This window comes from Actinomadura verrucosospora (assembly GCF_039540335.1).
Classification (GTDB): Bacteria; Actinomycetota; Actinomycetes; order Streptosporangiales; family Streptosporangiaceae; genus Spirillospora; species Spirillospora verrucosospora.
In genome coordinates this window covers 252,352-277,910 of the sequence record NZ_BAABEV010000003.1, presented here as the reverse complement: position 1 = coordinate 277,910, position 25,559 = coordinate 252,352, and the positions used below count along the sequence as shown (strand labels likewise).

General features: G+C 74.2%; 29 protein-coding genes. 15 read left to right on the top strand and 14 right to left on the bottom strand.

Annotated features, from left to right (window positions below; translation table 11 throughout):
- Positions 1 to 103 precede the first annotated feature (103 nt).
- On the top strand, positions 104 to 766 hold the full coding sequence (gene phoU / locus ABD944_RS05395) for a phosphate signaling complex protein PhoU (protein WP_345173003.1): 663 nt from the start codon (positions 104 to 106) through the stop codon (positions 764 to 766).
- A gap of 91 nt (positions 767 to 857) precedes the next feature.
- On the top strand, positions 858 to 1,952 hold the full coding sequence (locus ABD944_RS05390) for a WD40/YVTN/BNR-like repeat-containing protein (RefSeq protein WP_345173001.1): 1,095 nt from the start codon (positions 858 to 860) through the stop codon (positions 1,950 to 1,952).
- A 12-nt stretch (positions 1,953 to 1,964) separates the two neighbouring features.
- Here the strand turns inward: ABD944_RS05390 and ABD944_RS05385 are convergent, their stop codons facing one another.
- Positions 1,965 to 2,378 carry a MarR family winged helix-turn-helix transcriptional regulator gene (locus tag ABD944_RS05385; RefSeq protein ID WP_345172999.1) on the bottom strand — a complete coding sequence of 138 codons (414 nt, stop codon included), beginning with the start codon at positions 2,376 to 2,378 and terminating at the stop codon, positions 1,965 to 1,967.
- 79 nt (positions 2,379 to 2,457) lie between these two features.
- Between ABD944_RS05385 and ABD944_RS05380 the strand changes: the two genes are divergently transcribed.
- Complete coding sequence (locus tag ABD944_RS05380; RefSeq protein WP_345172997.1) at positions 2,458 to 3,627, top strand: MFS transporter; 1,170 nt, start codon at positions 2,458 to 2,460, stop codon at positions 3,625 to 3,627.
- Between the two features lie 56 nt (positions 3,628 to 3,683).
- Here ABD944_RS05380 and ABD944_RS05375 read toward each other — a convergent pair whose 3' ends face one another.
- Genes ABD944_RS05375 through mshA form a run of 3 tightly spaced genes read right to left on the bottom strand, consistent with a single transcriptional unit; the run spans position 3,684 to position 6,391 of the window.
- A complete protein-coding gene (locus tag ABD944_RS05375; protein WP_345172995.1) occupies positions 3,684 to 4,511 on the bottom strand; it encodes a phosphoglyceromutase in 828 nt (275 codons plus the stop codon).
- 29 nt (positions 4,512 to 4,540) lie between these two features.
- A complete protein-coding gene (locus tag ABD944_RS05370) occupies positions 4,541 to 5,032 on the bottom strand; it encodes a type III secretion system chaperone family protein (protein ID WP_345172993.1) in 492 nt (163 codons plus the stop codon).
- 48 nt (positions 5,033 to 5,080) lie between these two features.
- Positions 5,081 to 6,391, bottom strand: coding sequence for a D-inositol-3-phosphate glycosyltransferase (gene mshA, locus ABD944_RS05365; RefSeq protein WP_345172991.1), 1,311 nt, complete (start codon positions 6,389 to 6,391; stop codon positions 5,081 to 5,083).
- Between the two features lie 175 nt (positions 6,392 to 6,566).
- Here mshA and ABD944_RS05360 point away from each other — a divergent pair, with 175 nt between their 5' ends.
- A complete protein-coding gene (locus tag ABD944_RS05360; protein WP_345172989.1) occupies positions 6,567 to 7,325 on the top strand; it encodes an SDR family NAD(P)-dependent oxidoreductase in 759 nt (252 codons plus the stop codon).
- A gap of 6 nt (positions 7,326 to 7,331) precedes the next feature.
- Here ABD944_RS05360 and ABD944_RS05355 read toward each other — a convergent pair whose 3' ends face one another.
- Positions 7,332 to 8,150 (bottom strand): class I SAM-dependent methyltransferase, encoded by an 819-nt coding sequence (locus tag ABD944_RS05355; protein ID WP_345172987.1) that lies wholly within the window; start codon positions 8,148 to 8,150, stop codon positions 7,332 to 7,334.
- A 131-nt stretch (positions 8,151 to 8,281) separates the two neighbouring features.
- On the opposite strand from ABD944_RS05355, the gene ABD944_RS05350 reads away from it, so the two are divergent.
- From ABD944_RS05350 to ABD944_RS05340, 3 genes are all read left to right on the top strand, one after another.
- On the top strand, positions 8,282 to 9,898 hold the full coding sequence (locus ABD944_RS05350; RefSeq protein ID WP_345172985.1) for an AMP-binding protein: 1,617 nt from the start codon (positions 8,282 to 8,284) through the stop codon (positions 9,896 to 9,898).
- 54 nt (positions 9,899 to 9,952) lie between these two features.
- Complete coding sequence (locus ABD944_RS05345; RefSeq protein WP_345172983.1) at positions 9,953 to 10,741, top strand: TIGR03084 family metal-binding protein; 789 nt, start codon at positions 9,953 to 9,955, stop codon at positions 10,739 to 10,741.
- Positions 10,742 to 10,820: 79 nt separating this feature from the next.
- A complete protein-coding gene (locus ABD944_RS05340) occupies positions 10,821 to 11,294 on the top strand; it encodes a universal stress protein (RefSeq protein WP_345172980.1) in 474 nt (157 codons plus the stop codon).
- An 18-nt stretch (positions 11,295 to 11,312) separates the two neighbouring features.
- Here ABD944_RS05340 and ABD944_RS05335 read toward each other — a convergent pair whose 3' ends face one another.
- On the bottom strand, positions 11,313 to 11,825 hold the full coding sequence (locus ABD944_RS05335; RefSeq protein WP_345172978.1) for an O-acetyl-ADP-ribose deacetylase: 513 nt from the start codon (positions 11,823 to 11,825) through the stop codon (positions 11,313 to 11,315).
- Positions 11,826 to 12,078: 253 nt separating this feature from the next.
- On the opposite strand from ABD944_RS05335, the gene ABD944_RS05330 reads away from it, so the two are divergent.
- Complete coding sequence (locus ABD944_RS05330) at positions 12,079 to 12,933, top strand: NAD-dependent epimerase/dehydratase family protein (RefSeq protein WP_345172976.1); 855 nt, start codon at positions 12,079 to 12,081, stop codon at positions 12,931 to 12,933.
- 8 nt (positions 12,934 to 12,941) lie between these two features.
- Here the strand turns inward: ABD944_RS05330 and ABD944_RS05325 are convergent, their stop codons facing one another.
- Positions 12,942 to 13,703, bottom strand: a complete 762-nt coding sequence (locus ABD944_RS05325) for a dioxygenase family protein (protein ID WP_345172974.1) — start codon at positions 13,701 to 13,703, stop codon at positions 12,942 to 12,944.
- A gap of 136 nt (positions 13,704 to 13,839) precedes the next feature.
- Here ABD944_RS05325 and ABD944_RS05320 point away from each other — a divergent pair, with 136 nt between their 5' ends.
- Positions 13,840 to 14,364 (top strand): MarR family winged helix-turn-helix transcriptional regulator, encoded by a 525-nt coding sequence (locus ABD944_RS05320; RefSeq protein ID WP_345173123.1) that lies wholly within the window; start codon positions 13,840 to 13,842, stop codon positions 14,362 to 14,364.
- Here the strand turns inward: ABD944_RS05320 and ABD944_RS05315 are convergent.
- Both ABD944_RS05315 and ABD944_RS05310 read right to left on the bottom strand, forming a co-directional pair.
- The gene (locus tag ABD944_RS05315; RefSeq protein WP_345172972.1) at positions 14,361 to 15,449 is read right to left on the bottom strand and encodes a winged helix DNA-binding domain-containing protein; all 1,089 of its coding nucleotides are present in this window, start codon (positions 15,447 to 15,449) and stop codon (positions 14,361 to 14,363) included. The two genes, ABD944_RS05320 and ABD944_RS05315, sit on opposite strands and share 4 nt — an antisense overlap.
- Positions 15,439 to 16,074, bottom strand: a complete 636-nt coding sequence (locus tag ABD944_RS05310; protein ID WP_345172970.1) for a TetR/AcrR family transcriptional regulator — start codon at positions 16,072 to 16,074, stop codon at positions 15,439 to 15,441. Before ABD944_RS05310 ends, ABD944_RS05315 begins: the two co-directional genes overlap by 11 nt.
- Before the next feature lie 126 nt (positions 16,075 to 16,200).
- On the opposite strand from ABD944_RS05310, the gene ABD944_RS05305 reads away from it, so the two are divergent.
- Genes ABD944_RS05305 through ABD944_RS05295 form a run of 3 tightly spaced genes read left to right on the top strand, consistent with a single transcriptional unit; the run spans position 16,201 to position 18,541 of the window.
- Positions 16,201 to 17,013, top strand: a complete 813-nt coding sequence (locus ABD944_RS05305) for a class I SAM-dependent methyltransferase (RefSeq protein ID WP_345172968.1) — start codon at positions 16,201 to 16,203, stop codon at positions 17,011 to 17,013.
- Positions 17,010 to 17,924, top strand: coding sequence for a saccharopine dehydrogenase NADP-binding domain-containing protein (locus ABD944_RS05300; RefSeq protein WP_345172966.1), 915 nt, complete (start codon positions 17,010 to 17,012; stop codon positions 17,922 to 17,924). Before ABD944_RS05305 ends, ABD944_RS05300 begins: the two co-directional genes overlap by 4 nt.
- The gene (locus ABD944_RS05295; protein WP_345172964.1) at positions 17,924 to 18,541 is read left to right on the top strand and encodes a TetR/AcrR family transcriptional regulator; all 618 of its coding nucleotides are present in this window, start codon (positions 17,924 to 17,926) and stop codon (positions 18,539 to 18,541) included. The genes ABD944_RS05300 and ABD944_RS05295 overlap by 1 nt, the downstream gene beginning before the upstream one ends.
- A gap of 13 nt (positions 18,542 to 18,554) precedes the next feature.
- On the opposite strand, the gene trpS is transcribed toward ABD944_RS05295, so the two are convergent.
- Entirely contained in the window at positions 18,555 to 19,586 is a 1,032-nt protein-coding gene (gene trpS, locus ABD944_RS05290) for a tryptophan--tRNA ligase (RefSeq protein WP_345172962.1), read from the bottom strand.
- 223 nt (positions 19,587 to 19,809) lie between these two features.
- Here trpS and ABD944_RS05285 point away from each other — a divergent pair, with 223 nt between their 5' ends.
- The 3 genes from ABD944_RS05285 (at position 19,810) to ABD944_RS05275 (ending at position 22,320) form a co-directional block, all read left to right on the top strand.
- A complete protein-coding gene (locus ABD944_RS05285) occupies positions 19,810 to 20,298 on the top strand; it encodes a MarR family winged helix-turn-helix transcriptional regulator (RefSeq protein WP_345172959.1) in 489 nt (162 codons plus the stop codon).
- Between the two features lie 72 nt (positions 20,299 to 20,370).
- Positions 20,371 to 21,825 (top strand): MFS transporter, encoded by a 1,455-nt coding sequence (locus ABD944_RS05280; protein ID WP_345172957.1) that lies wholly within the window; start codon positions 20,371 to 20,373, stop codon positions 21,823 to 21,825.
- 27 nt (positions 21,826 to 21,852) lie between these two features.
- A complete protein-coding gene (locus ABD944_RS05275) occupies positions 21,853 to 22,320 on the top strand; it encodes a pyridoxamine 5'-phosphate oxidase family protein (protein WP_345172955.1) in 468 nt (155 codons plus the stop codon).
- Here the strand turns inward: ABD944_RS05275 and ABD944_RS05270 are convergent.
- Genes ABD944_RS05270 through ABD944_RS05255 form a run of 4 tightly spaced genes read right to left on the bottom strand, consistent with a single transcriptional unit; the run spans position 22,317 to position 25,445 of the window.
- The gene (locus tag ABD944_RS05270; RefSeq protein WP_345172952.1) at positions 22,317 to 23,225 is read right to left on the bottom strand and encodes a M56 family metallopeptidase; all 909 of its coding nucleotides are present in this window, start codon (positions 23,223 to 23,225) and stop codon (positions 22,317 to 22,319) included. The genes ABD944_RS05275 and ABD944_RS05270 overlap by 4 nt on opposite strands.
- A complete protein-coding gene (locus tag ABD944_RS05265; protein ID WP_345172950.1) occupies positions 23,222 to 23,605 on the bottom strand; it encodes a BlaI/MecI/CopY family transcriptional regulator in 384 nt (127 codons plus the stop codon). The genes ABD944_RS05270 and ABD944_RS05265 overlap by 4 nt, the downstream gene beginning before the upstream one ends.
- A 38-nt stretch (positions 23,606 to 23,643) precedes the next feature.
- Positions 23,644 to 24,321: a response regulator gene (locus ABD944_RS05260; RefSeq protein WP_345172948.1), complete on the bottom strand. Its 678-nt coding sequence runs from the start codon at positions 24,319 to 24,321 to the stop codon at positions 23,644 to 23,646.
- Positions 24,318 to 25,445 (bottom strand): sensor histidine kinase, encoded by a 1,128-nt coding sequence (locus ABD944_RS05255; RefSeq protein ID WP_345172946.1) that lies wholly within the window; start codon positions 25,443 to 25,445, stop codon positions 24,318 to 24,320. The genes ABD944_RS05260 and ABD944_RS05255 overlap by 4 nt, the downstream gene beginning before the upstream one ends.
- Positions 25,446 to 25,559: the final 114 nt, after the last annotated feature.

The following is a 25,559-nucleotide window of genomic DNA, read 5'->3' as shown; positions in this document are numbered from 1 at the left end:
GTTCACCTTTCCCTCCGGATGCGTTCATGCCCGTGGGGCAAAGTGTGGCGTGGGCGAGTCCGCCCTGCCCCGCCCGCCCCCGTCCACATCGAAGGATTCTCAAGTGCGCGACGCCTACCACGAGGAACTCGACTCCCTCACCGACAGCCTGGTGGAGATGACCCGCCTCGTCCGGTCCGCGATGGCCCGCGCGGTGACCGCCCTCCTGGACGCCGACCTGCGGCTGTCGGAGGAGGTCATCAGCGGGGACGAGCACGTCAACAAGATCGACGCCGACATCGAGGCGACGGTGTTCGACCTCATGGCCCGCCAGCAGCCGGTCGCCGGCGACCTGCGGACCCTGATCACCGCGCTGCGGATGAGCGGCGACCTGGAGCGCATGGGCGACCTCGCCGTGCACATCGCCAAGACGGCCCGGCGGCGCCACCCCGAGTCGGCCGTCCCGCCCGAGCTGCAGGCGACCGTGCTGGAGATGGGGCAGATCGCCGAGCGGATGATCGCCAAGACCGGCAGCGTGATCGCGTCCCAGGACGTCGAGATGGGCCTGGAGCTGGACGCCGACGACGACCAGATGGACCGGCTGCACCGCCGCCTGTTCGACATCCTGCTGTCCCCGAAGTGGCGGCACGGCGTCGAGCCGGCCGTGGACATCACGCTCGCCGGGCGCTACTTCGAGCGCTTCGCCGACCACGCCGTGCACGTCGCGGAGAACGTCGTCTACCTGGTCACCGGCCAGCGTCCCGAGGAGATCGTCGACTCGGCCTGATCCGGTCGCGCCCGCGCGCCCGCGCGGCGGCGGGACACGAAGGGCGCGAGGGGTCTGGACGGCTTGATCAACGTTCGTTAGCTTGCGCGTCATGAGACCGATGCGGGCACTGGTGCGGGCGATGGCGTCGGCCGGGCTGTGCGGGGCGGTGGCGGCGGCGTCCCTCGGGGTGCCCGGCACCGCGTCGGCGCGGGCCACGCCGGGGGCGCACCGGCCCTCCTGGCGCCTCACTCCGACCGGCAGCGAGGCGCGGTTCCGCGGCCTGGCGGCGGTCGGCCGCGAGACCGCCTGGCTGGCGGGCGGCGGCGGGACCGTGCTGCGGACGACCGACGGCGGCCGCACGTGGCGCGACGTCGCCCCGGCCGGCGCGGAGGGCCTGGAGTTCCGCGACATCGAGGCGTTCGACGCGCGGCGGGCGGTCGTGCTGGCCATCGGCGAGGGCGACGCGTCCCGCGTCTACCAGACCTCGGACGGCGGCGTCACCTGGAGGCTCGGCTTCAGGAACGACGATCCCAGGGCGTTCTACGACTGCCTCACGTTCTTCGACTCCCGGCACGGGCTGGCGGTCAGCGACCCCGTGGACGGCCGGTTCCGGATCATCGCGACCGGCGACGCGGGCCGCAGCTGGCGGGTCCTGCCGCCTGGGGGCATGCCCCCGGCGCTGGAGGGCGAGGCCGGGTTCGCCGCCAGCGGGCAGTGCCTGGTGAGCCACGGGCCACGGGACGTGTGGCTGGCGACGGGCGGGGCGTCGCGCTCGCGCGTGTTCCATTCCGGGGACCGCGGCCTCACCTGGACCGTCGCCGACACGCCGCTGCCGTCCAGCCCGTCCCAGGGCGTGTTCGCGGTGGCGTTCCGCGACTCCCGGCACGGCGTCGCGGTCGGCGGCGACTACCGGCCCGGACAGCCGTCGCCGGCGGCCGCGGCGACGACCGCCGACGGGGGCCGCACGTGGCGTCCCGCGCGCCGCCCGCCGGCCGAGTACCGCTCAGGAAGCGTGTGGCCTGCGTATGCGGGTCCGGCGGTGTTGACGGTGGGCCCCACGGGCAGCGACGGCAGCCTCGACGGAGGCCGCACGTGGACCCGGTTCGACACCGGGAGCTTCGACACCGTCGACTGCGCGCCCGACGGCGGCTGCTGGGCCGCGGGCGAGAAGGGCCGCGCCGCCCGCCTCTCCATCACCCGCTAGACGGGCTCTCGGCTAGACGGACTCCCCCAGAAGCGACCTGAGGAGGTCGCGCAGGGACTCCTGCTGGGCCGGGGCGAGCGCGGTCAGCGGCGAGTCGGCGTCGAGGCGTTCGAGGACGTCGGCGCGGCAGCGTTCGCCGTCCGGCGTGAGGACGATCTGCTTGGCGCGGCGGTCGGTCGGGTGGGGGCGGCGCTCGACGAGGCCCTGCCCTTCGAGGCGGTCGACCAGGAAGGTCGCGTTCGACGCCTCGCAGGCCATGCGGTGGGCGAGCTCGCGGGCCGTGATCGGCTCGGACAGCTCGCGGAGCGCGACGACCTGGGCCGCGGTCATGCCCACCTCGTCGGCGACCCGCCGGGCGTGGACGTCGAGCCGCTGCGCGAACCGGTGGACCAGCTTGCACACGTCCCGTTCCATCTGCTCGCCCATGCCCCGAGTGTAGCGCCTGTACTTCGAATCATGATATTGCTAACTCGAATCATCCGAGTTCGAAGTAAATGGAGCGTGCGTGCCCCCCTCCCTCTTCTCCCTGATGCTGGTCGTCTTCGGCCTGACCACCGGCGAGTTCGTCATCGCGGGCATCCTGCCGGACGTGGCGGCGGACCTCGGCGTCTCGGTGCCCGCCGCCGGGCGCCTGGTGAGCGCCTACGCGCTCGGCATGATCGTCGGCGGTCCGGTCGTCACCGTCCTGACGGCGCGGGTGCCGCGCAAACCGCTCGTCACCGGCCTCATCGCCGTGTCGGTCCTCGGCAACCTCGGCTCCGCCCTGGCGCCGAACTACCCGGTGCTGCTCGCGGCGCGGTTCGCCGCGGGACTGGTCGTGGCCACGTTCTTCGCGGTCGCCATCGCCACCGCCGCCTCCACGGCCCCCGCGGGCCGGGAGTCCTCCACCATCGCGAAGGTGGCGCTCGGGCTGAACCTCGGCATCATCCTCGGCGCCCCGCTGGGCACCGTGATCGGCCAGACCCTCGGCTGGCGGGCGACCTTCGGCGCGGTCGCCGCGCTCACCGCCGCGGGCCTGCTCATGGTGCTGCGGTTCGTGCCCGCCCTGCCCGCCGCCGCGACCGGTCCGCTCTGGGGCGAGCTGCGCGTGTTCGCGGGACGGGACGTCCGCCTGGCGATCGCCCTCACCGCCCTGGGCAACGTGGGCGTGGTGACCGTCTTCACCTACATCGCGCCGCTGCTCACCGAGGTCAGCGGGTTCCCCGAGGGCGCCGTCCCGGTGCTGCTCCTGGTGTACGGCGCGGGCGCGGTCGCGGGCAACTTCCTCGGCGGCCGGCTCTCGGACCGGGCCCTGATGCCCTCACTGGCCTGGCTCCTCGGCGCGCTGGCCGGCGCCCTGGCGCTGTTCTGGGCGGTCGGCGGGGTCCGGCCCCTGGCCGCCGTGATGACGTTCGCGCTCGGGCTGCTCGCCTTCGCGATCCTCCCGGGCATGCAGACCCGCGTCCTGACCACGGCGGGCGCGGCCCCCACGCTGGCGGTGGCCGTGAACGCCTCGGGGTTCCAGGTCGCCGCCGCGTTCGCCGGCTGGCTCGGCGGGACGCTGATCGGCGACGGGCCGGGCCCGCGCTCGCTCTTCCCCGTCGCGGCCGCGCTCACCGTCGCCGGGCTCGCCGTGGCCGTGCGCATCCACCGCGGCGACCGCGCGGCCGTTCCCGCGAGCGCCGGCTCCGGGTGACCTCGCCGGTCCGCGTCCGGCATGCGAGGGGCCGCCGGGAGGCGGCCCCTCGCGGGCTACTTGCGCTTGCCGCGCCTGGACTTGCGCTCGTCCTTCGGGTCGGGGCTCTTCGCGGCGGGCTTGGGGGCGCTCCCGCCCTTGGCGGCGCCCTGGTTCTTGACGGCCTCGATGGCGGCCTTCGCGGCGGCCGGGTCGAGGTACTCGCCGCCGCGCTTGAGCGGGGAGAAGTCGTCGTCCAGCTCGTAGACGAGCGGGATGCCGGTGGGGATGTTCAGGCCGACGATCTTCTCGTCGGAGATGTCGTCCAGGTGCTTGACCAGGGCGCGCAGGGAGTTGCCGTGCGCGGCGACCATGACGGTCTTGCCGGCGGCCAGGTCGGGGATGATCGAGTCGTACCAGTACGGCAGCATGCGGTCGACGACGTCGGCGAGGCACTCCGAGCGCGGGATCAGCTCGGACGGCAGCTCGGCGTAGCGCAGGTCGTTGACCTGGGACAGGGGGTCGTCGTCCTTGATGGGCGGCGGCGGGGTGTCGTAGGAGCGGCGCCAGGTCATGAACTGCTCTTCGCCGAACTCCTCGCGCGTCTGCGCCTTGTTCTTGCCCTGGAGGGCGCCGTAGTGGCGCTCGTTGAGGCGCCAGGAGCGCCTCACCGGGATCCAGAGCAGGTCGGCCACGTCGAGGGCGATGTTGGCGGTGCGGATGGCCCGCTTCAGCAGGGAGGTGTGCAGCACGTCGGGGGTGATGTCGGCGTCGAGCAGCAGATCGCCGCCCTTGGTCGCCTCGCTCTCGCCCTTCGCGGAGAGGTCGACGTCCACCCAGCCGGTGAACAGCCCTTCCGCGTTCCAGACGCTTTCGCCATGCCGGAGCAATACCAGGGTCGCCATGGCACCAGAGCCTAGCGGCCCCGCGCGCGTCACTCGCGGTTGGCCGGGTCCGCGAAGGAGGCGAAGGCCTGGAGGTTGGCGAGGCTCTCGCCGCGCTTGACGCGCCAGTCCCACTCGCGCTGGATGGACGACTTGAACCCGCGCTCCAGCGCCTTGTCGAAGTTCTCGTCGGAGTAGGTGAGGACGCAGCCGAGGAGGCGGTCGATCTCCTCCGGGGACACCGATTCGAGCGGGACCTTCCCGACGAGGTGGACGTCGCCGACGTCGTCCAGCGCGAAGGCGACCCCGTACATGCGGCCGTTCTTCTCCAGGAGGAACCGGTAGAACTCGGCGTGGTTCTCGTCGGGACGGCGGCAGAAGAACGCCTCGACGTGCAGCGAGTGGTCGCCGGCGATGAGCCACGTCATGGTGGCGAGCTTGTGCTGGCCGGGGAGCTTGACGAAGAACGCGTTGTCGCGCGGCTCCTCGAACTCCAGCTCGTTGGACCTCAGCGTCTCGCGGATGGTCTCGACGACGGTCACGTGTGCTCCCCCCTGGAGGGCGGCTCCCCGCGCCCCCGGTCGGCTCGGCTAAACGGTGGCCCGCGCGGCCGCGGTCGGCACCGGCATGGCACCGGTATACACGTCGAGAAGGCGGTCGACGGTGGCGTCCCAGCCGAAGTCGTGGGCGTGCCGGACGGCGCCGCGGGCGAGGCGGGCGTGCAGGCCGGGCTCGGCGTGCAGGCGCCGCAGGACGGCGGCGTAGTCGGCGGGGTCGTGGCCGGAGACCAGCACGCCGGACTCGCCGTCGGCGACCGCCGTGCACAGGCCGCCGACGCGGGACGCCACCACGGGGGTCCCGCAGGCCTGGGACTCGACGGCGACGAGTCCGAACGACTCGCTGCGGGACGGGACGACGGTGACGTCCGCGGCGCGGTACCAGTCGGCCAGCTCGCGCTGCGGGGCCGGCGGCTCGAAGCGCATGACGTCGGAGATGCCGAGTTCGGCGGCGAGCAGTTGCAGGCCCGCGGGGCGGCACAGCCCGGAGCCGCTCGGGCCGCCGACGACGGCGACGACGAGACGCGAGCGCAGCGCGGGGTCGTCGGCCAGCATGCGGGCGACGGCGCGCAGCATCACGTCGGGCGCCTTCAGCGGCTGGATGCGGCCGACGAACAGCAGCACGTAGGCGTCGCGGGGGAGGCCGAGGCGTCGGCGGGCGGGGCCGGTCCGATGGGGCAGGAGGCCGGTGCCGCGGGCGATGAGGGGCGACTCGGGGCGGAACAGCGACAGGTCGACGCCGGGGCTGACGGTCGCGACGCGGGAGGGGTCGGCGCCGTAGAGGTCGACGAGCTCCCCGGCCTCCTTGGCGGTGTTGGCGACGAGCTGGTCGGCCGAGGCCACGACCTGCTCCTCGCCGAGGACGCGCTCGGCCGGCTCGGGCTGGTCGTCGTCGGCGAGGGCCGCGTTCTTGACCTTGGCCATCGTGTGCATGGAGTGGACGAGCGGGACGCCCCACCGCTCCTTGGCCGCCCAGCCCGCCTGGCCGGAGAGCCAGTAGTGCGTGTGGAGGAGGTCGTAGTGGCCGGGCTCGTGGGCGGCCTCGGCGCGCAGTACTCCGGAGGTGAATCCGCACAGGTGCCGGGGAAGCTCGGCCTTGTCGAGCTCCTCGAACGGCCCGGCGACCACGTTGCGGACGAGGACGCCCGGCGCGAGCTCCACGACGGGCGGAAGGGCCCGCGAGGTCGCGCGGGTGAAGATGTCCACCTCGACGCCCCTGGCGGCGAGCCGCCTGGCGACCTCGACCACGTAGACGTTCAGCCCGCCCGCGTCGCCGGTGCCCGGTTGGTCCAGAGGGGACGTATGCACACTGACTGTCGCAACCCGGCTGATACGACGCGACACCCGACACCACCTCCGACAGTGCAACCTACCGACCGGGTTTCGTGTTCCCCCGGTTCGGGGGGCAAGCGCGACCGTCCGCCACAGTGACGCACCTCACCCGGGGGCGACGCGCGGATAGGCTGCCGTCCGGGCTTACTCTGCCGATCCACGCTCACCCACCCGGAAGACTGGACGCATGCGCAAGACGGCGATAGTGACCGGAGCAAGCAGCGGCATCGGGGCCGCCACGGCGAGGCGCCTGGCGGCCGAGGGGTTCAACGTCGTGCTCGCCGCACGGCGCCGCGACCGCCTCGACGCCCTCGCCGAGGAGATCGCGGAGAGCGTGCCGGGCGCGGGGAAGGTGGCGCCGTTCACCCTGGACGTCACCTCGCAGGAGTCGGTGGACGCGCTCGCGGCGGCCGTCGGCGCCTGCCACGTCCTGGTCAACAACGCCGGCGGGGCCCTCGGCCTGGACAGCGTCGCGACCGCCGACCTCGACGACTGGCGGTCGATGTACGAGAGCAACGTCATCGGCCTCGTCCGCGTCACCAAGGCGATCCTGCCGAAGCTGGTCGAGAGCGGCGCGGGCCACGTCGTGAACATCACCTCGCTGGCCGGGCACGTCGCCTACGAGGGCGGCGGCGGGTACAACGCGGCCAAGCACGCCGCCTACGCGGTCAACGAGGTGCTGCGCCTGGAACTGGTCGCCGAGCCCGTCCGGGTCACCGAGATCGCGCCGGGCCTGGTGAAGACCGAGGAGTTCTCGCTGGTCCGCTTCCGCGGGGACGAGGAGAAGGCCGCCAAGCAGTACGAGGGCGTCCCCGAACCGCTGGTCGCCGACGACGTCGCGGACTGCGTCGCCTGGGCCGTGACCCGCCCGCCGCACGTCAACATCGACCGCATCGACGTCCAGCCGCGCGTCCAGGCCGCCCCGCACAAGCTTCACCGCGAGTAGGGGTTCTCACCGCGAGGGCGCGACGGCGCTCCAGGGGAGCGTGACCTCGCCGAGGCGCCACCGGTTCCGGCCGCCGTACGGGGGCCGCGCCAAGACGGGATGGGTCCGCGCCAGCAGCGACACCGCCTCGACCCAGCGCGCGCGGGGGCCGAACGCCGAGTGGGGCGCCGCGGTCGCCCAGCAGCGGTCGAACGCGGTCAGGAACTCGTGGACGGGCTCGCCGGGGACGTTGCGGTGGATCAGCGTCTTGGGCAGCCGTTCGGCCAGTGCGGACGGCCGTTCGAGCGAGCGCACGTGGGCCGCGAAGGTGATGGTCCGAGGGCCGTCGGCGGTGAGCGTCACCCAGACGGCGCGGCGCCCGATCTCGTCGCACGTCCCCTCGACGAGGACGCCGGAGGGGGCGAGGCGCGCCCGCAGGTCGTCCCATGCGCGCCACGCCGCGGCCTCGTCGTACTGCCGCAGGACGTTGAACGCCCGCACCAGCACCGGCGGGCGCGGCACCGGCAGTTCGAAGCCGCCGCGCCGGAAGGACAGGCCTTCGTGGGGGCCGGTCGCGGCCGCGAAGGCGACCCCGGCGGCGACCCGGGCCGGCTCGATCTCGATGCCGACGACCTCCAGGCGCGGAGACACCGGGCGGAGCCGCGAGTACAGCTCGAAGGTGGTGACCGGGGACGCGCCGTAGCCGAGGTCGACGGCCAGCGGCCGCACGCCCGAGCGCAGCGCGGAGGTCTGGGTGGCGGCGATCCAGCGGTCGATCCTGCGCAGCCGGTTGGGGGCGGTGGTGCCGCGGGTCACCTCCCCCCGCGGCCTCGGGACAGGGGGCACGGGGTAATTGTCGGCGGTCCGGACCTATGCCTCGTACATCAGTTCACTTCGTGAGATCGCACCCACTGAACCGGATTCGGTAAGTCATCGGTTACGGTGCTGCCGACGCCCCGTCCCCCGGAGGAGTGCCGATGCTCGACCTGGCGACCCTGCACGAGGCCATCGCCGCCGCGATCCCCGACCGCGAGTGCCTGGTGTGGCGCGAGCGCCGGGCCACCTGGCGCGAGGTCGCCGACCGGACGCGGCGGCTGGCGAACGTCCTGCACGCCCACGGGCTCGGCGTGCGCGTCCGGGACGGCGGCGGCGCGGCGCACGAGCCGTGGGAGTCGCCCCACGACCATCTCGCCCTCTACCTGCACAACGGACCCGAGTACCTGGAGGGCCTCGTCGGCGCGCACAAGGCACGGGTCGCGCCGTTCAACGTCAACTACCGGTACGTGGACGACGAACTGGCCCAGGTGTTCGCCGACGCCCGGCCGGCCGCCGTCCTCTACCACGCGCGGTTCGCGGACGTGATCGGCCGTGTCGTCCGCAGGCTCGGCACCGGCCCGCTCCTGCTCCAGGTGGCGGACGACTCGGGGGCCGCCCTCCTCCCCGGCGCGCTCGACTACGAGGACGCGCTCGCCGAGGCGTCCCGCGAGCCCCTCCCCGTCCGGCCGAGCCCGGACGATCTCCACATCCTCTATACCGGCGGCACGACGGGGCTGCCGAAGGGCGTGCTGTGGCGGATCGGCGACCTGATGACCGGGCCGCTCGGCCTGCGGCGCCGCGACGGCACGCCCCTCACCGACCTCGGCGAGGCGGTCGAGCGGGCCGTCCGCAGCGACGTCCGCGTGCTGGTCGGGCCGCCGCTCATGCACGGCGGGGGCACGTGGTCGGCGCTCGGCGGCTGGTGCGGCGGCGGCTGCGTGGTGTTCCCCGACCGGGTGGACGGCCTGGACGCCGCCGACCTGATGGCCACCGCCGAGCGCGAGCGCGCCACCCGGATGCCGCTGGTCGGGGACGCGTTCGCCCGTCCGATCGTGGCGGCCCTGGAGGCGCGCCCGCACGACCTCGGCTCCCTGCGGACGCTGATCAACTCCGCCGCGGGCGTCAGCCCGGGGGTGAAGGCGCGGCTCCTCGAACTCCTCCCGCACGCCCGGCTCGTGGACGTCCTCGGCTCCTCCGAGAGCGGCTTCCAGGTCACCCGGCACGGCCCGGCGGCGCGGACGTTCCGCGCGGCGCCGGGCACGGCCGTGCTCAGCGCGGACCGGTCCCGGCGGCTCGCGCCCGGCGAGGACGAGCTCGGCTGGCTGGCCAAGGGCGGCGACGCGATCCCGCTCGGCTACCTCGGCGACCCGGTGAAGACCGCGTCCACCTTCCTCACCGTGGACGGCGAGCGCCTCGTCGTCGCGGGCGACCGGGCCCGGCTCCTCGCCGACGGCGCCGTCGAGGTGCACGGACGCGAGGCCACCACGATCAACACCGGCGGCGAGAAGGTGTTCGCGGAGGAGGTCGAGACCGTCCTGCGCGGCCTGCCCGGCGTCGCCGACGCGCTGGTGGTCGGCCGCCCGAGCGAGCGCTGGGGGACGGAGATCGTCGCGGTGGTCGGCCCGTCCGGCGCCCCGTCCGACCGGGAGCTGCGCGAGGGCTGCGCCGCCCATCTCGCCCGCTACAAGATCCCGAAGGCGTTCGTGCGGACCGACCGCGGTCTGCGGCTGCCGAACGGGAAGGCCGACTACGCCGCCGCGCGCGAGCTCCTCGGCTGAACGGGATTCCGTGCGGCCCTGTACCGGCCGCCCCCGGCACGGGATCATGGCGGGATGCCGGACCTGACGCTCCTGCTCGCCGACCTCGCCGCCGAGGGCGACTCCGTCGACGCCCTGGTCGCGCCGCTGGCCGCCGGCCGCTGGGCCGACCCGACCCCGGCCGAGGGCTGGACGATCGCGCACCAGATCGCGCACCTGGCCTGGACGGACGCGCAGGCCGTCGTCGCGGCCACCGACGCCGCCGCGTTCGCGGGGATCGTCGAGGAGGCCATGGCCGACCCCGGCGGCTACGTCGAGGCCGGTGCGCGGGAGGGCGCCCGGGAGGAGCCCGCCCGCCTGCTCGCCCGCTGGCGGGAGAGCCGCGCCCGGATGGTGGAGGCGCTGGCCGCCGTCCCGCCGGGAACGCGCCTGCCCTGGTTCGGCCCCCCGATGAGCGCCGCGTCCATGGCGACCGCGCGGCTGATGGAGACCTGGGCGCACGGCGAGGACGTCGCCGACGCGCTCGGCGAGCGCCGCGCGCCCACGTCCCGCCTCCGGCATGTCGCGCACATCGGCGTCCGCACCCGCGACTTCGCGTTCCGCACCCGGGGCCTGGAGCCCCCGGCCGAGGAGTTCCGCGTCGTCCTGCGAGGACCGGACGGCGACGAGTGGACCTGGGGCCCGCCGGACGCCCGCCAGTCGGTCACCGGCCCCGCCCTCGACTTCTGCCACGCGGTGACCCAGCGCCGCCACCGCGCCGACCTGGACCTCACCGCGACCGGCCCCGACGCCGACCGCTGGCTGGACGTGGCGCAGGCCTTCGCGGGCCCGCCCGGCGCCGGCCGCGCCCCGGCGCGCGGCTGAGCGGGTCCCGCGCCTGAGAGATTCGCCACTGACCTCCGCGTTCGCGTTCGCGGCGCGCGGCGGTGGAGAAGTTGATCGTATGACAGTTCTCATCGCATACGACGGTTCTGACGACGCGCGGGCGGCCGTGGAGTACGTCGCGCGGCACCTGCGCCCCGGGCCGACCGTGATCATGACCGTGTGGGAGCCGCTGCTGACCCAGATCTCCTGGGCGCCGCTGGCCGCCGCGGTGCCCGTGGCGGGCAGGATCGACGAGGGCGAGCAGTACGAGGAGGAGAAGCAGGCGGAGCGGCTCGCCCAGCAGGGCGCCGACATCGCCGCCAAGGCGGGGCTGACCGACGTGGCGGTGCGCGCCGAGCGCGGCGGCGGGCCGGTGTGGGCCGCGATCGTGGACGTGGCGGAGGAGCTGAACGCCTCCCTCGTCGTCACCGGCTCCCGCGGTCTGGCGGGGGCCCGGTCGGTGATCCTGGGCAGCGTGTCCACCCGCGTGCTGCACCATGCCCACCGCCCGGTCCTGGTGGTGCCGCCGCCGAAGGGCGACGACGAGGGCTGAGCGTTCCCCCGGGGAGCGCTAGAGCGCTCCCACGACACGCTCGAAGGCGTCGTAGGCGGCCTCGGTGAACAGGACGAAGCGGGCGTCCATCACCTGGGTCGGGGTGCCCCGGACGGTGCCGACCGCGATGCGGGCGGCGTCGTCCACGGGCCAGCCGTAGATGCCGGCCGACACGGCGGGGAAGGCGATCGAGTCGACGCCCAGCTCGTCGGCGACGCGGAGGGACTCGCGGTAGCAGGAGGCGAGCTGGTGGGAGCGGTCCTCGGAGGAGGAGTACACGGGGCCGACGGTGTGGATCACCCACGCGGCGGGCAGCAGGCCCGCCGTCGTGGCCACCGCCTGGCCGGTCGGCAGGCCGCCGCCGTAGTGCGACGAGCGGAGCCGGCGGCACTCCTCCAGGATCTCCGGGCCGCCCCTGCGGTGGATCGCGCCGTCCACCCCGCTCCCGCCCAGCAGCGACGAGTTCGCCGCGTTCACGACCGCTCCGACCCTCTGCTCGGTGATGTCGCCGTGGACAAGAGTGATCTTCATGTGCCGCCGTTCCTTCGCCGTGCCGAATCCCGTCAGAGAACAAGAATTCTCGCCCGCGGCGCACGCGAAACGCGTTCGGGCGCTTCCCGGCGGTACGCTCATGGCGGACGAGCCGCCGGGGGGCGGTGTGGCCCGTCCGACTTCGTCCGGCCGGACGCAGGGGGGTGTCCATGCGGAACGCCGGGCGTGACCAGTGCTGGCAGACCCCACAGCAGACGATGCACGATGGCGTGAAAGTCGCGGAGGTACCCCCTTGAAGATTCTCCTCGCCGGAGCGACCGGAGTAGTCGGCCGCCGGCTGATCCCGCTGCTCGTCCAGGCGGGCCACGAGGTCGCAGGGACGACACGCCGAACCGAACGCACCGGCATGGTCCGCGACCTCGGGGCCGCGCCGGTCGTGCTGGACGTGCTCGACGCCGCCGCGGTGCGCGAGGTCATGGAGGCCGAGCGCCCCGACGCCGTGGTCCACCAGCTCACCGACCTCAGCGCCGAGGACTTCCAGGCCAACTCGCACCTGCGGATCGTGGGCACCCGCAACCTGGTCGACGCGGCGAAGGCCGCCGGCGTGCGGACCATGGTCGCGCAGAGCATCGCCTGGCTGTACGTGCCGGGCGACGCGCCCGCCGTCGAGACCGACCCGCTCGACTCGCACCTGCCGCCCTACGCGGGCATCGCGGCGCTGGAGCAGGCGGTCTCTGAGATGCCGCATGGCGTCGTCCTGCGGTACGGGGCGCTCTACGGCCCCGGCACCTGGTACGCCCCCGACGGCGCGATCGCCGAGCGGGTGCGGGCGGGCGGCCTGCGCGAGGCGCCGTCCTGGACGTCGTTCGTGCACGTCGACGACGCGGCGTCGGCGGCGCTCGCCGCGCTGGAGTGGCCGGCCGGGCCCGTCAACATCGTCGACGACGAGCCGGCGACCACGGCGGACTGGCTGCCGGTCTACAGCGCGGCGCTCGGCGCGCCCAGCCCGGGCAGCGCCGGCAAGCACGCGGCGGCGACGGGCCGTCCGGCGTCCAACGCCAAGGCGCTGAGCCTCGGCTGGAAGCCGCGGGTCGCGTCCTGGCGCACCGGTTTCGCGCGGATGGACGTGCCCGTCCGGACCGACTGACCTCCCGGTCAGCCGAACTGGAACGAGCGCTTGGCCAGTCCGAGCCAGTAGCCGTCGATGACCGACCGCCGTCCCGAGGCGGCGTCGGCGTCGGCGCCGAGCGCCACGAACAGGGGCGCGAAGTGCTCCGTCCGGGGGTGCGCGATGCGCGCCGCCGGGGCCTTGGCGCGGAAGTCGAGCAGGGAGTCGACGTCGCCGCCCCGCACGGCCCGGTCCGTCCACTCGTCGAACTCCGCCGACCAGGCGGGCGGCGCCGCGTCCGGGTCCGGGCGCATCTCCCGCAGGTTGTGCGTGGTGAAACCGCTCCCGACGATGAGGACGCCCTGGTCGCGCAGCGGCGCGAGGCTCCGCCCGATCTCGAAGAGCCGCTCGGGCTCCAGGGTGGGCATCGACATCTGCAGCACGGGGACGTCGGCGTCCGGGTACATCTCCACGAGCGGGACGTACGCGCCGTGGTCCAGCCCCCGCTCCTCGTCCTGGTGGACGCCGGGGATCAGCTTGCGCACGTCGTCGGCGAGGGCCGGCGCGCCGGGCGCGTCGTACCGGACGTCGTAGTAGCGCTGGGGGAAGCCCCAGAAGTCGTACACGAGCGGCACCGGCCGGGTCGCGCCGATGCTCAGCGGCGCCTCCTCCCAGTGCGCCGACACCATGAGGATCGCCTCCGGCCTCGGCAGTTCCGCCGACCAGCGGGCCAGCTCGGCGGTCCACCGGTCGTCGTCGGCCAGCGGAGGCGCGCCGTGGCTGAGATAGAGCACCGGCATCCTGGTCATGTCCACCCTCCCCTTACTTGAGAGTTCAACCATACTCGACATCATTGAACTTTCAAGTCTTGAGGGTTCAAATGCCGGGTAGAGTGGAGGCATGGCCGAGACGATGACCGGCGACGGGACGACGACCGACGAGACGATGACCGGCGAGACCACCGGCGAGGCGACCGGCGGGACGACGGCCGAGCCGCGCTGGCTCGACGACGACGAGCAGGAGACCTGGCGCGCCTTCCTGTGGACGTCCCGGCTGCTCGGCGAGGCGCTCGACCGCCAGCTCCAGCGCGACTCGGGCCTGCCGCACGCCTACTACATGATCCTGGCGATGCTGTCGGAGGCGCCCGGCCGCGCGCTGACGATGACCGAGCTCGCCGAGATCGTCCACTCGTCCCCGAGCCGCCTGTCGCACGCGGTGAACCGGCTGGAGGAGGCCGGCTGGGTGAGCCGGTGCAAGCCCGCCGCCGACCGGCGCACCACGATCGCCCACCTCACCGACGAGGGCTTCGCCGTCCTCGCGAAGGCGGCGCCGGGCCACGTCGCCGAGGTCAGGCGCCACCTGTTCGACCCGCTCACCCGCGAGCAGATGCTGGCCTACCGCGAGATCCTGCACGCCCTCCTGGGATCCCTCGACCCGAACCGCGAGGCGCCGTGCGCCCGCGAGGGCTAGACGAACTCCACGCCGTGCGACTTCGCCTTGGGGTGCGCGGCGGCGAGCAGGCGCATGCCCTCCTCCTCCAGCGCGGCGCGCTCCGGCGCCGGGACGGGGGCGAACGGCTCGATCCGCAGGACCGCCTCGCCGCGCCCCTTCTCGATCTTCCACATGCCGTGGACGAAGCCGTCCACGAGGAACGTCGCGCGGATGATGCCGTTGACGGTGAAGACGCGCCTGCGGTGCTCCTCGGAGATGATCCGCGCCCGGTCGGCGTGGGACAGCAGCAGGTTGTCGAAGTCGGGGACGAACCGGACCGGCGCCTCCGCGCCGGGACCGGGGCGCGGCGCGTCCGGCAGGTCGTACAGCGTCCTGCCGTTCTCGTCGCGGAAGGTCACCAGCTCCGGCCCGAGCCGCTCGACGACCTCGCCGAGGCGCGTGAGCCCGGCCCACTGCTGGACGTCCTGGACGCTCGCGGGCCCGAACGCCCCCAGGTAGCGCCGCACGAGGTCGTCCAGGGACGGGTCGGGCGCCGCGGGTCCGAGCCAGTTCTCCAGCGTCGTGTGCCGGGCGGTCCCGGACGAGCCCCATATCCCCCGCGGCGGGACCTGCACGAGCGGCAGCCGGCAGCGGACGGCCCACGCCAATAGCGCCGGGTCCTCGTCCGGCCACCGTTCGGCCAGCAGCGCGCGCAGATCCTTGTCGGAGCGCGGCTCCTCCTCCAGCAGGGCCCGCGCCCACGCCGTGACGGCCTCCAGGTCGAGGTGCCCCAGTTCGGCCGCCCGCGCCTTCAGATAGTTGTCGAGGATGACCTGGGTGATCGGCCGCAGCGCGCGGGCGTCGCGGGCGCTGACCAGGTGCAGCGTCCCGCGCATCAGGACCATCCGCAGCGCCCGGCGGTCGGCGATCAGCTCCCCGGCCTCGTCGAGCGCGTAGTCCGCGAGCCGCGTCCACAGCCCGATGTGGGGCGGGTTCGGGGCCTGCGCCTGCAGGCCGACCAGATGCTCGATCGCCTCCAGCGCGGGCATGGCGTGCCGCTCCAGCAGGAGCTGGCGGGCCAGCAGTGCGCGGTTGAGCGCGCGTCGTCCCAGCTCAGTCGTCATAGCGGGTGACCAGCTCCTGCCAGCTCGGCGCGGGACCGGGCGGTTCCGGCCGGTCCGCGAGGTTCAGGGCGTCCAGGAACAGCGCCAGGTAGCGGTGCCGCAGCCGGTTCATCCGCTCGTCGTCCCCGATCCGGATGCCGTGCAGGTGTTCGAGGATCACCGAGACGTCGCCGACCTCGATCCCGGGGCGCAGCGCGCCCGCCTCCCGGGTGCGCTCCAGCAGCCGCCGCGTCGCGACGTGGATCTCCCGGCCCTTGCGGCTCATGTCCTCGGTGACCTCGAAGCCGCCCGCCAGCCGCATGGTGAGCGAGCCCGCTCCGATGTCCAGGCAGCGGCGCATGAACGCGGCGAACGCCTCCCACGCGTCGCCGTCGTCGTCCAGGGCCGCCTCCACCTCGGCGAGGTAGCGGTCCATGCCCTCGTCGGCCAGCTTCTGGAGCAGGTCCTCCTTGCTCTTGTACCGCCGGTACAGCGCGCTGATCCCCACCCCGGCGTGCTCGGCCACCGCCGAGATCGGCGCTCCGGGGTCGGCGGTGAACACCGCCCGCGCCGCCTCCTTGATCAGCTCGTCGTTGCGGGCGGCCTGTGCCTTCCGCCCGCTCATGGGCTCTCGTGCCGTCTCCATGCCCGCCATCCTAGCGGAACGAAGAATTCCGTTCTACGTCTGGGAACCGGCGGCCTTGACCCGGCCGCCGTCCGCCTCCATTATGAACACACGTTCATGAACAAGTGTTCACATGAAGGAGGCCGGATGACGGAGATCGTCAACACCCACCAGGCGGAGGCGTGGAACGGGTACGAGGGCGAGCACTGGGCCGAGAACCACGACCGGTACGACGCCATGAACGGCGGGTTCAACGACGCCCTGCTGGAGGCGGCGCGGATCGGGCCGCGCGACCGGGTCCTCGACATCGGCTGCGGGAACGGGCAGATCACCCGGCTCGCGGCGAGGCGGGCGTCCCTCGGCAGCGCGACGGGCGTCGACCTGTCCCGGCCGATGCTCGCCCGCGCCCGCTCCCTCGCCGGGAGGGAGGGCGTCGCGAACGTGGCGTTCGAGCGGGGCGACGCGCAGGTGCACCCGTTCCCCGCGGCCGGCTTCGACGTCGCCCTCAGCCGGTTCGGGATCATGTTCTTCACCGACCCGGTCGCCGCGTTCGGCAACGTCCGGCGGGCCCTGCGCGAGGGCGGCCGGCTGGCGTTCCTGTGCATGACGCCCTCCGCCGAGAGCGACATGGCCGCCCTCGCGGCCGCGCTCCCGCCCCTCGACCGTCCGCCCGTCGGGCACGGCGGCCCGCTGTCGCTCTCCGACCCCGACCGCGTCGAGGAGGTTCTCGGCGGCGCGGGTTTCCACGACGTGTCCAGCCGCAGGGTCGAGGCCGAACAGGTCTGGGGACGGGACGCCCGCGACGCCGGGGAGTTCTTCGCCGGGTGGGGGCCGATCCGCCACAACTACGGCGCGGGCGAGGAGGTGCGCGACGCCCTCGTCGAGGCGATGCGCTCCTTCGAGCGCGACGGCGCCGTCCGCCTGCGCGCCACCGCGTGGCTGGTCACGGCACGGCGATGAGGAGGGTCGTGGTCCTCGGCGGCTACGGCGCGGTCGGCCGGGAGGTCGTCGCGGGGCTGCTCGGGCACGTCCCCGAGGTGGTGGCCGCCGGGCGCGACCTCGCCAAGGCCCGCACCGTGGCGGGCGCGCTCCCGCTGCGGTTCGACCTGCGCAGCGACGACCCGGGGCGGCTCGCCGCCGACGCCGTCGTCATGTGCGCGGAGACGGGCAACGCGCGGGTCGCCGAGGCGTGCCTCGCCCGGGGCGTCCACTACGTCGACGTGTCCGCGTCGCACGCGGTGCTCGCCGGGATCGAGAAGCTGGACGGGCTCGCCGCCGGGCGGAACGCCGCCGCGGTGCTGAGCGTGGGGCTCGCTCCCGGCGTCACGAACCTGCTGGCCCGCGAGGCCGGCGGCGGGGACGTCGAGATCGGCGTCCTGATCGGCGCCGGTGACCGGCACGGGCCGTCCGCCGTGGACTGGACGCTCGACTCCCTCGCCGGCCTCGGGGAGACGTGGCGGATGCGGTTCCCCGCGCCCTACGGCGTCCGGACCGTGCACCGCTTCCCGTTCTCCGACCAGTACACCCTCCCCGGGCGCGTCCGCACGGGGCTCTGCCTCGACTCGCGCGCCATGACCGCGCTCCTCCCCCGCCTCGTCCCGTTCCGCGACCTGGCCCCGCTGCGGGCCGCGTTCCGCCGCGTCCACATCGGCGGCGACGGGTTCGCGGTGGCGGTCGCGTCCGGCGGGACGGTGCGCTCGTTCGCGGGACGGCGGCAGAGCCGCGCGACGGGCCTGGCCGCCGCGATGGTCGTCCGGGGCCTGGACGGCACGCCGCCCGGCGTCCACCACATCGAGGACGCCGTCGGGCCGGACTTCCTGCCCGGACTCGCCGCGCACGGGTTCGAGCTCGCTCATTACGATGCGGGGTGATGTCACCTCGAAGAGCGGCGGCGCTGGGCGCCGGCGACCGCACCCTGCGCGACCACCTGATCGCCACGGCCGAGCGGATGATCGCCGAGCGCGGGACGGCGGGCCTGACCGTCCGGGCGATCGCGCGGGAGGCCGGCGTCGCCGACGGCGTCCTCTACAACCACTTCGCCGACAAGGAGGAGCTGCTCGCGCACGCGCTGCGGGCGCACGCCGAGTCGGTCGCGCGGCCGCTCGGCCCGCTGCCCGAGCCCGGCGCCGGCACGGTCGAGGAGAACCTGCGCGCGTACGTGGCGTACGGTCTCGCCCTGCACGACGGGGTGCTGCCCGCGCTGGCCGGGCTGGTCGGGCACCCGGCCGTCCTCGCCCGGTTCGCGGCGCTGAGCGGCGGGGGCGACACCTGGAGGGACCGGCTCGCCGCCTACCTGCGCGGCGAGCGCGACCTCGGCCGCCTCGCCCCGCAGGCCCGGGTCGAGGCGGCGGCCTCCCTGATCGTCGGCGCGTGCCACGAGCCGGTGCTGTCGGTGCTGTTCCAGGGCCAGGGCCTCGCGCACCGCGTGTCACCGGACGTCGTGGACGACCTCGTCGCGACCGTCCTCAACGGCCTCGCCCCCCGCTAGGGCGCCCCGCTCCTCACGATGCCATCGCCTCCCTGACCTCCGCCAGCGTGCGGTCCGCGATCGCGTTGGCGCGCTCGTCTCCCTCCGCAAGGACCTGGCGCAGGTACGCGCGGTCGGCGGCCAGCTCGGCGCGGCGGGCGCGGATCGGGCGCAGGAACTCGTTCACCGAATCGGTCACGACCTTCTTCAGCGCCGCCGAGCCGCCGTCGCCGATCTCGGCGGCGACGGCGTGCGGGTCGCGGCCCTGGCAGAGCGCGGCGAGCAGCACCAGCCCGGAGACCTCCGGGCGGGTCTCGGGCGCGTAGGTGATGGTCCGGTCGGCGTCGGTCACGGCCCGCCTGATCAGCCGCGCCGTCTCGTCCTCGGTGGCGGAGAGCGCGACGGCGTTGCCGCGGCTCTTGCTCATCTTGCGGCCGTCGGTTCCGAGCAGGAGGGGCGCGGACGACAGCAGGGCGTCCGGCACCGGGAAGACGGGCCCGTAGCGCTCGTTGAAGCGGCGCGCGACGGTCCGGGTGATCTCCTGGTGCGGGAGCTGGTCCCGGCCGACGGGCACCAGGTTGGCCTTGCAGAACAGGATGTCGGCGGCCTGGTGGACGGGGTAGGTGAACATCAGCCCGCTGACGGCCGCCTGCCGGGACGTCGCGATCTCGTCCTTCACCGTGGGGTTGCGGCTCAGCTCCGCGATCGACACCAGCGACAGGAACGGCAGCATGAGCTGGTTCAGCGCGGGGACGGAGCTGTGCCGGAAGATCGTCGCCTTGGCCGGGTCGATCCCGGCCGCGAGGTAGTCGGCGACCAGGCCCTCGACGTACTCCGACAGGTGGTCGGCGACGTCCCGGTCGGTGAGCACCTGGTAGTCGGCCACGAGCACGAACAGCTCCACGCCCGCGCGCTGGAGCCGCACCCGGTTGGCCAGGGTGCCGAAGTAGTGCCCGAGGTGCAGCGGGCCGGTGGGGCGGTCGCCGGTCAGGATCCGGAAGGCTCCGGGGTCGACCGCGATGCGTTCTTCCAGCTCGCGGCTGCGGGCTTCAGGGGTGGTGTCCATGGGGTCCTCCTCGTCGGGTCCGGCCGTCCGCCGGTCCGGTCCCGGTTCGCCGAGGAGGAGAAAGGGCCGTCCAGCGGACGGCCCGATCGCATGCGTCGTTGTGGCCGTCCTAGGACGGCCACCAGCCGAGACATGCGGTGCGCTTCACCCCTCGATGCTACTCCACCGGATGTGCGGGCTGCCAGATAATCTAGAACGGAACCATCTTGGGTAGGCTGGGCGCATGACCTCGATGGCCCCCGCCCGCACGCAGACGGACCTGTCCTTCCTGCTCGACCACACCAGCCACGTGCTGCGCGGCCGCATGACCGCGGCGCTCGCGGAGATCGGGCTGACGCCGCGCATGCACTGCGTCCTGGTGCACGCGCTGGAGGAGGAGCGCACCCAGATCCAGCTCGCCGAGATCGGCGACATGGACAAGACCACCATGGTCGTGACCGTGGACGCGCTGGAGAAGGCCGGGCTCGCCGAGCGGCGCCCCTCGTCCCGGGACCGGCGGGCCCGGATCATCGCCGTCACCGAGGAGGGCGCGCGGGTCGCCGCCCGCAGCCAGGAGATCGTGGACGGCGTCCACGCGGCGGCCCTCGGCTCGCTGCCGGACGACCAGCGCGAGGCTCTCGTCCGCGCACTGAACACCCTGGTCACCGGGCATCTGGCCACCCCGCCGGAGGCGTCGGCGCCGGCCCGGCGGGCCCGCGAGCGCCAGAAATAAGCCCGTCCCAGATCGTCTGTAACAAAACTATCTGCTACGGTCTCTCCTGTACCTCCCGACAGGAGATGACCAATGCCCTCCCTCTCGCTCTCCCCGCTCCGCTCCCGATGGGCGGCGCTCGGCGTGCTGTCGGCCACGATGCTGATGACCATCCTCGACGGCAGCATCGTCACGGTCGCCGCCCCCGCCATCCAGGACGACCTCGGCTTCTCGCCCGCCGGGCTCAGCTGGATCATGAACGCCTACCTGATCCCCCTCGGCGGCCTGCTGCTCCTCGCCGGACGGCTCGGCGACCTCGTCGGCCGCCGCACGCTGTTCCTCGCCGGGAACGCCGTCTTCACCGCGGCGTCGGTGCTGGCGGGCGCCGCCACCTCGTCCGGCCTGCTGATCGCCGCCCGGTTCCTGCAGGGCGTCGGCAGCGCCCTCGCCTCCGCCGTCGTGCTCGGCATCCTCGTGACGCTGTTCGCCGACCCCCGCGAACGGACGAAGGCGATCGGGGTGTTCAGCTTCACCGGCGCGGCCGGCGCCTCCATCGGGCAGGTGCTCGGCGGCGTGCTCACCGACGCGCTGAGCTGGCACTGGATCTTCCTGATCAACCTGCCGATCGGCCTCGCCGTGATGCTGCTCGCCCTCCCCGCGCTCCCCCGCGACCGGGGCGCCGGCCTGGCCGCCGGCGCCGACGTCGCGGGCGCGGCGCTCGTCACGTCCGGGCTGATGCTCGGCATCTACACGGTCGTCAAGGTCGAGCGGTTCGGCTGGCTCTCGGCGCACACGCTCGGCCTCGGCGCCGTGTCGCTGCTGCTGCTCGCCGGGTTCGCCGTCCGCCAGTCCCGCGCCGCGACCCCGCTGATGCCGCTGCGGATCCTGCGCTCCCGCAACGTGTCCGGCGCCTACGTCGTCCAGCTGCTGACCCTGTCGGCGATGTTCTCGTTCCAGGTGATCGTCGCCCTCTACATGCAGCAGGTCCTCGGCTACAGCGCGCTCGGCACCGGCCTCGCGATGCTCCCCGCCGCCGTCTCGATCGGCGCGGTGTCGCTGCTGGCCTCCGCCCGGCTCTCCAACCGCTTCGGCGAGCGCTTCGTGCTGGTCGCCGGGCTCGTCCTGCTCATCGGCGCGATGGCCTGGCTCACGACCGTCCCGGTGGACGCGGACTACGTCACCGACCTGCTCCCGGTCTTCGTACTGATCGCCGGCGGCGGGCTCGTGCTGCCGTCCCTGACCGGGCTCGGCATGTCCAGCGCCCGTCCCGAGGACGCGGGCCTGGCGTCCGGCCTGTTCAACACCGTCCAGCAGGTCGGGATGGCGCTCGGCGTCGCGGTCATGACCACGCTCGCGGCGTCCCGTGTCGCGTCCCTGCGGGCGGACGGGCGGGACACCGCCGCCGCCCTCACCGGCGGCTACCACCTGGCGTTCACCGTCTCGGCCGGCCTGCTGGTCGCCGCGCTCGCGGTGTCGCTGCTCGTCCTCCGCCGCCCGGCGCCGGTGGCCGCCGCCGCGCCCGTCGAGTCGGTCCCCACCACCGTCTGACCCCACCACCACCTGAAGGAGATCACGATGACCGAGTACGGCCCCGGCCAGGGACCCGGCCCCAAGCCCGTCGGCGAGGACGAGCTGTCCCGCCTCCTGGGCGAGCAGCAGTTCGGCGTCCTCGCTACGAACCGGAAGAGCGGCCACCCCCACGTCTCCACGGTCGTCTACACGTGGGACCCGGACGAGCGCGTCGTGCGGATCTCCACGACGGCCGATCGGGCGAAGGTGAAGCAGCTCCGGCGCGACCCGCGCGCCGCCCTGCACGCCTCCGGCCCCGGCCACCTGTCGTTCGCGGTCGCCGAGGGCGCCGCGGAGCTGTCCGCCGTCAGCGAGGAGCCCGGGGACGCGACCGGGCGCGAGCTGCTCGCGATGACGCCGGGCTTCGACGACCCGGCGGACGAGCGGGCGTTCCTGGAGCAGATGGTGAAGGACCGGCGGCTGGTCATCCGCCTGCGCGTCGCCCGCCTCTACGGCACGGTCCTGGCCGACTAGTGCGGCAGGACCAGGAGCAGCAGCGGGAGGACGGCGATGACCGGGACGGCGACCGACGCGGCGAGGCGGGTCCGGCGGGGCAGCGGCTCCGGCTCCAGCAGCCGGTTCACCCGCGCCATCACCGGGATGTCGCTGTGGGAGGCGACGCCGAGCGTGCCGGACGGCGCGGCGGCCGGGCGGGCGGCCGCGAAGCGCAGCAGCGCGGTCGCCAGCTCGCGCGGCGGCCGGCCGTGCCGGGCGCGGTCGTCGGCGGCCATCTCGATCAGCAGCTCCACCGCGTCCAGGCACCGCCCGACCAGCCGGAACTGCGGGAAGACCTGGCGCAGCGACGCGAACGGCAGCAGCACCAGGTCGTGGCGCTCGCGGGCGTGCGCGCGCTCGTGCGCGAGCACCGCGGCCAGCTCGCCGCGGTCGAGCAGCTCCAGCGTCCCGGCGCTGACGACGACCTTGGACGAGCGGACGCCCGGCACGCAGTACGCCGCGGCGCCGGGGTGGTCGAGGACGAGGGTGCCGGGCACCGAGGAGTCGCGGCGCGACACCAGCGCGAGCAGGGCCCGGTGCCGCCGCCGGGCCCGCACGACCCGCAGCACCGCGAACATCAGCATGACCAGCAGCACGCCGGTCAGGCTGATCGCGGCGAGCAGGGCCGCCACCTGCGCCGGGTTGAGCCGGGCCGCCTGGTCGTCGTACAGGCCGGGCAGCCCGCCGAGGACGCCCTTGCGGTACGGCAGGAGGGCGAGCCCGAGCAGGGCGCCGATCGTGGCGACGCCCCAGCACAGCCCGAGGGCCTGCCAGAGCGCGATCCCGATCCGGGGCGTGCGCCACGTCCACCGGGCCCGGGACAGCAGGTGCGCCCCGCCGACGGTCCCCAGTGAGATCAATGCGAGCAGGGCGGTGCCGGTCATGCCGGAGGTTCCTTACCGGTGAGGCCCGCGAGGGTCTGGCGGATCACGTCGATCTCGTCCCGCGACACGGAGCGGACGAAGTGCGCGAGCGCCGCGTCGCGGTCACCGGTCTCGTTCAGGGCCCCGAGCATCAGCTCGGTGACGTACATCTCGCGGCTCGCCACCGGGTGGTAGCGCCAGGCGCGGCCGTCGCGCTCGCGTTCCAGGAAGCCCTTCTTCGCGAGCCTGTCGAGGACGGTCATGACCGTGGTGTGCGCGAGGTCCCGGTCGTCGGCGAGGGCACGGCTCACGTCGCGCGCGGTGGCCGCCTGGTGCCCGGCTTCCTGCCGCGCCCACAGGACCTCCATGACCGTGCGTTCAAGCTCTCCCAGACCCTTCACGCGTCCCAGATTATCCGACGGCCACCGCACTGACCACGTCAGGTAGTACTACCGCCCGTAGGGGGCGCGACGAGGCCGGACTCGTAGGCGATGATGACGAGCTGGACGCGGTCGCGGGCGGCGAGCTTGGCGAGCAGCCGCGCGACGTGCGCCTTCGCGGTGGCCACGCTGATCACCAGCTCCGCGGCGATCTCCTGGTTGGATAGGCCGCGCCCGACCAGGGTCAGCACCTCCCGCTCGCGCTCGGTGACGCCCTCCACGTGCCGGGGGCGCCCCGCGGCCGGTCGCGGACGCGCCGCGAACTCCTCGATCAGCCGGCGGGTGACGCTCGGCGCGATCAGGGCGTCCCCGGCCGCGACGACGCGGATCGCCGCGAGGATCTCCTCCAGCGCCATGTCCTTGACGAGGAAGCCGCTGGCGCCCGCCCGGAGCGAGCCGTAGACGTAGTCGTCGTCGTCGAAGGTCGTCAGCATCAGCACGCGGGCGGTGCCGGGCCCCGCGCCGCGGATCCGGCGGGTGGCCTCGATGCCGTCCATGTCGGGCATGCGGATGTCCATCACGACCACGTCCGGGGCCAGGTCCGCCGCGAGGCGGACCGCCTCGGCGCCCGTCCCGGCCTCGCCCGCGATCTCCAGGTCGGGGGTGTCGGCGATCAGGACCCGCAGCCCGGCGCGGATCAGCGGCTGGTCGTCGGCCAGCAGGACGCGGATCGTCATGCGGCCGCCGGCGCCGGGATCCGCGCCGCCACCCGGAACCCCCCGCCGGGCCGCGGGCCCGCGGCGAACTCGCCGCGCAGCAGGGCGACCCGCTCCCGCATCCCGACGAGACCGTATCCGGTGCCGACCACGCCGCCGGCCCCGTCGTCCTCGATCTCGACGGCCAGCTCGCCGTCGCCGTAGCCGATCGTCACCCGGCAGCGGTCGGTGTCCGCGTGCCGGACGACGTTCGTGACCGCCTCCTGGACGATCCGGTAGGCGGACAGGTCGACGTCCGGCGGCAGCGCCCTCGGCTCGCCCGACGTGCGGACGTCGACCGCGACGCCCGCGTCCCCCGCGGCCTCGGCGAGGCGGGCGAGGTCGTCCAGGCCGGGGGCGGGCCCGAGCGGCGCGGCGCCGGGGTCGTCCCTGCGCAGGGCGGTGAGCATCCTGCGCAGCCCCGACAGGGTGTCGCGGCTGGTGGCCTCGATGGCGTCCAGCGCGTTGCGGGCCTCGGCGGGCTGGGTGTCGATGACCCGCCCGCCCACGCCCGCCTGGATCGCGATGATCCCGATGCTGTGGGCGACCATGTCGTGCAGCTCCCGCGCGATCCGGAGCCGCTCGGCCGCGACGGCCTGCGCGGTGGCCTGCTCCCGCATCGCCTCGGCGTGCGCGCGCCGCGTCCGAAGGGAGTTCCCCGTCATGTACGTGACGGCCGCCGCCAGCAGGATCGTCATCAGCAGGATCTCGTCGGCGTTCAGGAAGGCGGTGACGGCCGCGGCCTGGAGGACGCCCGTCGCGGCGCCGACGGGCACGGAGACCTTCCGCGGGCGGGTCGCCGCGATGTATCCGGACGAGACGTCGGTGATGAGGACCAGCAGGCCGGCGACCGCCCCGGACGGCAGCGACACCATGGCGAAGACCCAGGCGAGGAGCAGGATCGCGTGCGCGGCGAGAGCCCGCCGCCGCAGCAGGGACAGCACGAGGACCGTGAGCCCGGCCGCGACGGGGATCTCCAGCTGCTGGAAGGCGGACCTCCCATGGGAGAACGTGAGGAACACGACCACCGGGTACACGGCGGCGCCGCTCCAGGCGAGAACCGTCCCCGCGCCGCGGCTCACGCGGCGCACCGGCAGGGCTGACATGCGCCGATCGTAACCGCCGCCCCCGTCCCGGCACATTGGCCCGGAGGCGTAATCCCGCAGGCTACAAGCGCCTTTCGCCAATGTGGCCGGTGGCCCGATGCGCGGCGGGCGCCT

Coding starts and splice junctions, on each gene's coding strand:
- ABD944_RS05385 (WP_345172999.1), bottom strand. CDS start 2,378: ATGGGCGAGCAGATGGAACGGGACGTGTGCAAGCTGGTCCACCGGTTC.
- ABD944_RS05285 (WP_345172959.1), top strand. CDS start 19,810: ATGACCTCGATGGCCCCCGCCCGCACGCAGACGGACCTGTCCTTCCTG.
- ABD944_RS05295 (WP_345172964.1), top strand. CDS start 17,924: ATGTCACCTCGAAGAGCGGCGGCGCTGGGCGCCGGCGACCGCACCCTG.
- ABD944_RS05375 (WP_345172995.1), bottom strand. CDS start 4,511: ATGGCGACCCTGGTATTGCTCCGGCATGGCGAAAGCGTCTGGAACGCG.
- ABD944_RS05345 (WP_345172983.1), top strand. CDS start 9,953: ATGCCGGACCTGACGCTCCTGCTCGCCGACCTCGCCGCCGAGGGCGAC.
- ABD944_RS05255 (WP_345172946.1), bottom strand. CDS start 25,445: ATGTCAGCCCTGCCGGTGCGCCGCGTGAGCCGCGGCGCGGGGACGGTT.
- trpS (WP_345172962.1), bottom strand. CDS start 19,586: ATGGACACCACCCCTGAAGCCCGCAGCCGCGAGCTGGAAGAACGCATC.
- ABD944_RS05280 (WP_345172957.1), top strand. CDS start 20,371: ATGCCCTCCCTCTCGCTCTCCCCGCTCCGCTCCCGATGGGCGGCGCTC.
- ABD944_RS05320 (WP_345173123.1), top strand. CDS start 13,840: ATGACCGGCGAGACCACCGGCGAGGCGACCGGCGGGACGACGGCCGAG.
- ABD944_RS05390 (WP_345173001.1), top strand. CDS start 858: ATGAGACCGATGCGGGCACTGGTGCGGGCGATGGCGTCGGCCGGGCTG.
- ABD944_RS05305 (WP_345172968.1), top strand. CDS start 16,201: ATGACGGAGATCGTCAACACCCACCAGGCGGAGGCGTGGAACGGGTAC.
- ABD944_RS05300 (WP_345172966.1), top strand. CDS start 17,010: ATGAGGAGGGTCGTGGTCCTCGGCGGCTACGGCGCGGTCGGCCGGGAG.
- ABD944_RS05270 (WP_345172952.1), bottom strand. CDS start 23,225: ATGACCGGCACCGCCCTGCTCGCATTGATCTCACTGGGGACCGTCGGC.
- ABD944_RS05310 (WP_345172970.1), bottom strand. CDS start 16,074: ATGGAGACGGCACGAGAGCCCATGAGCGGGCGGAAGGCACAGGCCGCC.
- ABD944_RS05350 (WP_345172985.1), top strand. CDS start 8,282: ATGCTCGACCTGGCGACCCTGCACGAGGCCATCGCCGCCGCGATCCCC.
- ABD944_RS05275 (WP_345172955.1), top strand. CDS start 21,853: ATGACCGAGTACGGCCCCGGCCAGGGACCCGGCCCCAAGCCCGTCGGC.
- ABD944_RS05360 (WP_345172989.1), top strand. CDS start 6,567: ATGCGCAAGACGGCGATAGTGACCGGAGCAAGCAGCGGCATCGGGGCC.
- ABD944_RS05315 (WP_345172972.1), bottom strand. CDS start 15,449: ATGACGACTGAGCTGGGACGACGCGCGCTCAACCGCGCACTGCTGGCC.
- ABD944_RS05260 (WP_345172948.1), bottom strand. CDS start 24,321: ATGACGATCCGCGTCCTGCTGGCCGACGACCAGCCGCTGATCCGCGCC.
- ABD944_RS05325 (WP_345172974.1), bottom strand. CDS start 13,703: ATGACCAGGATGCCGGTGCTCTATCTCAGCCACGGCGCGCCTCCGCTG.
- ABD944_RS05335 (WP_345172978.1), bottom strand. CDS start 11,825: ATGAAGATCACTCTTGTCCACGGCGACATCACCGAGCAGAGGGTCGGA.
- ABD944_RS05340 (WP_345172980.1), top strand. CDS start 10,821: ATGACAGTTCTCATCGCATACGACGGTTCTGACGACGCGCGGGCGGCC.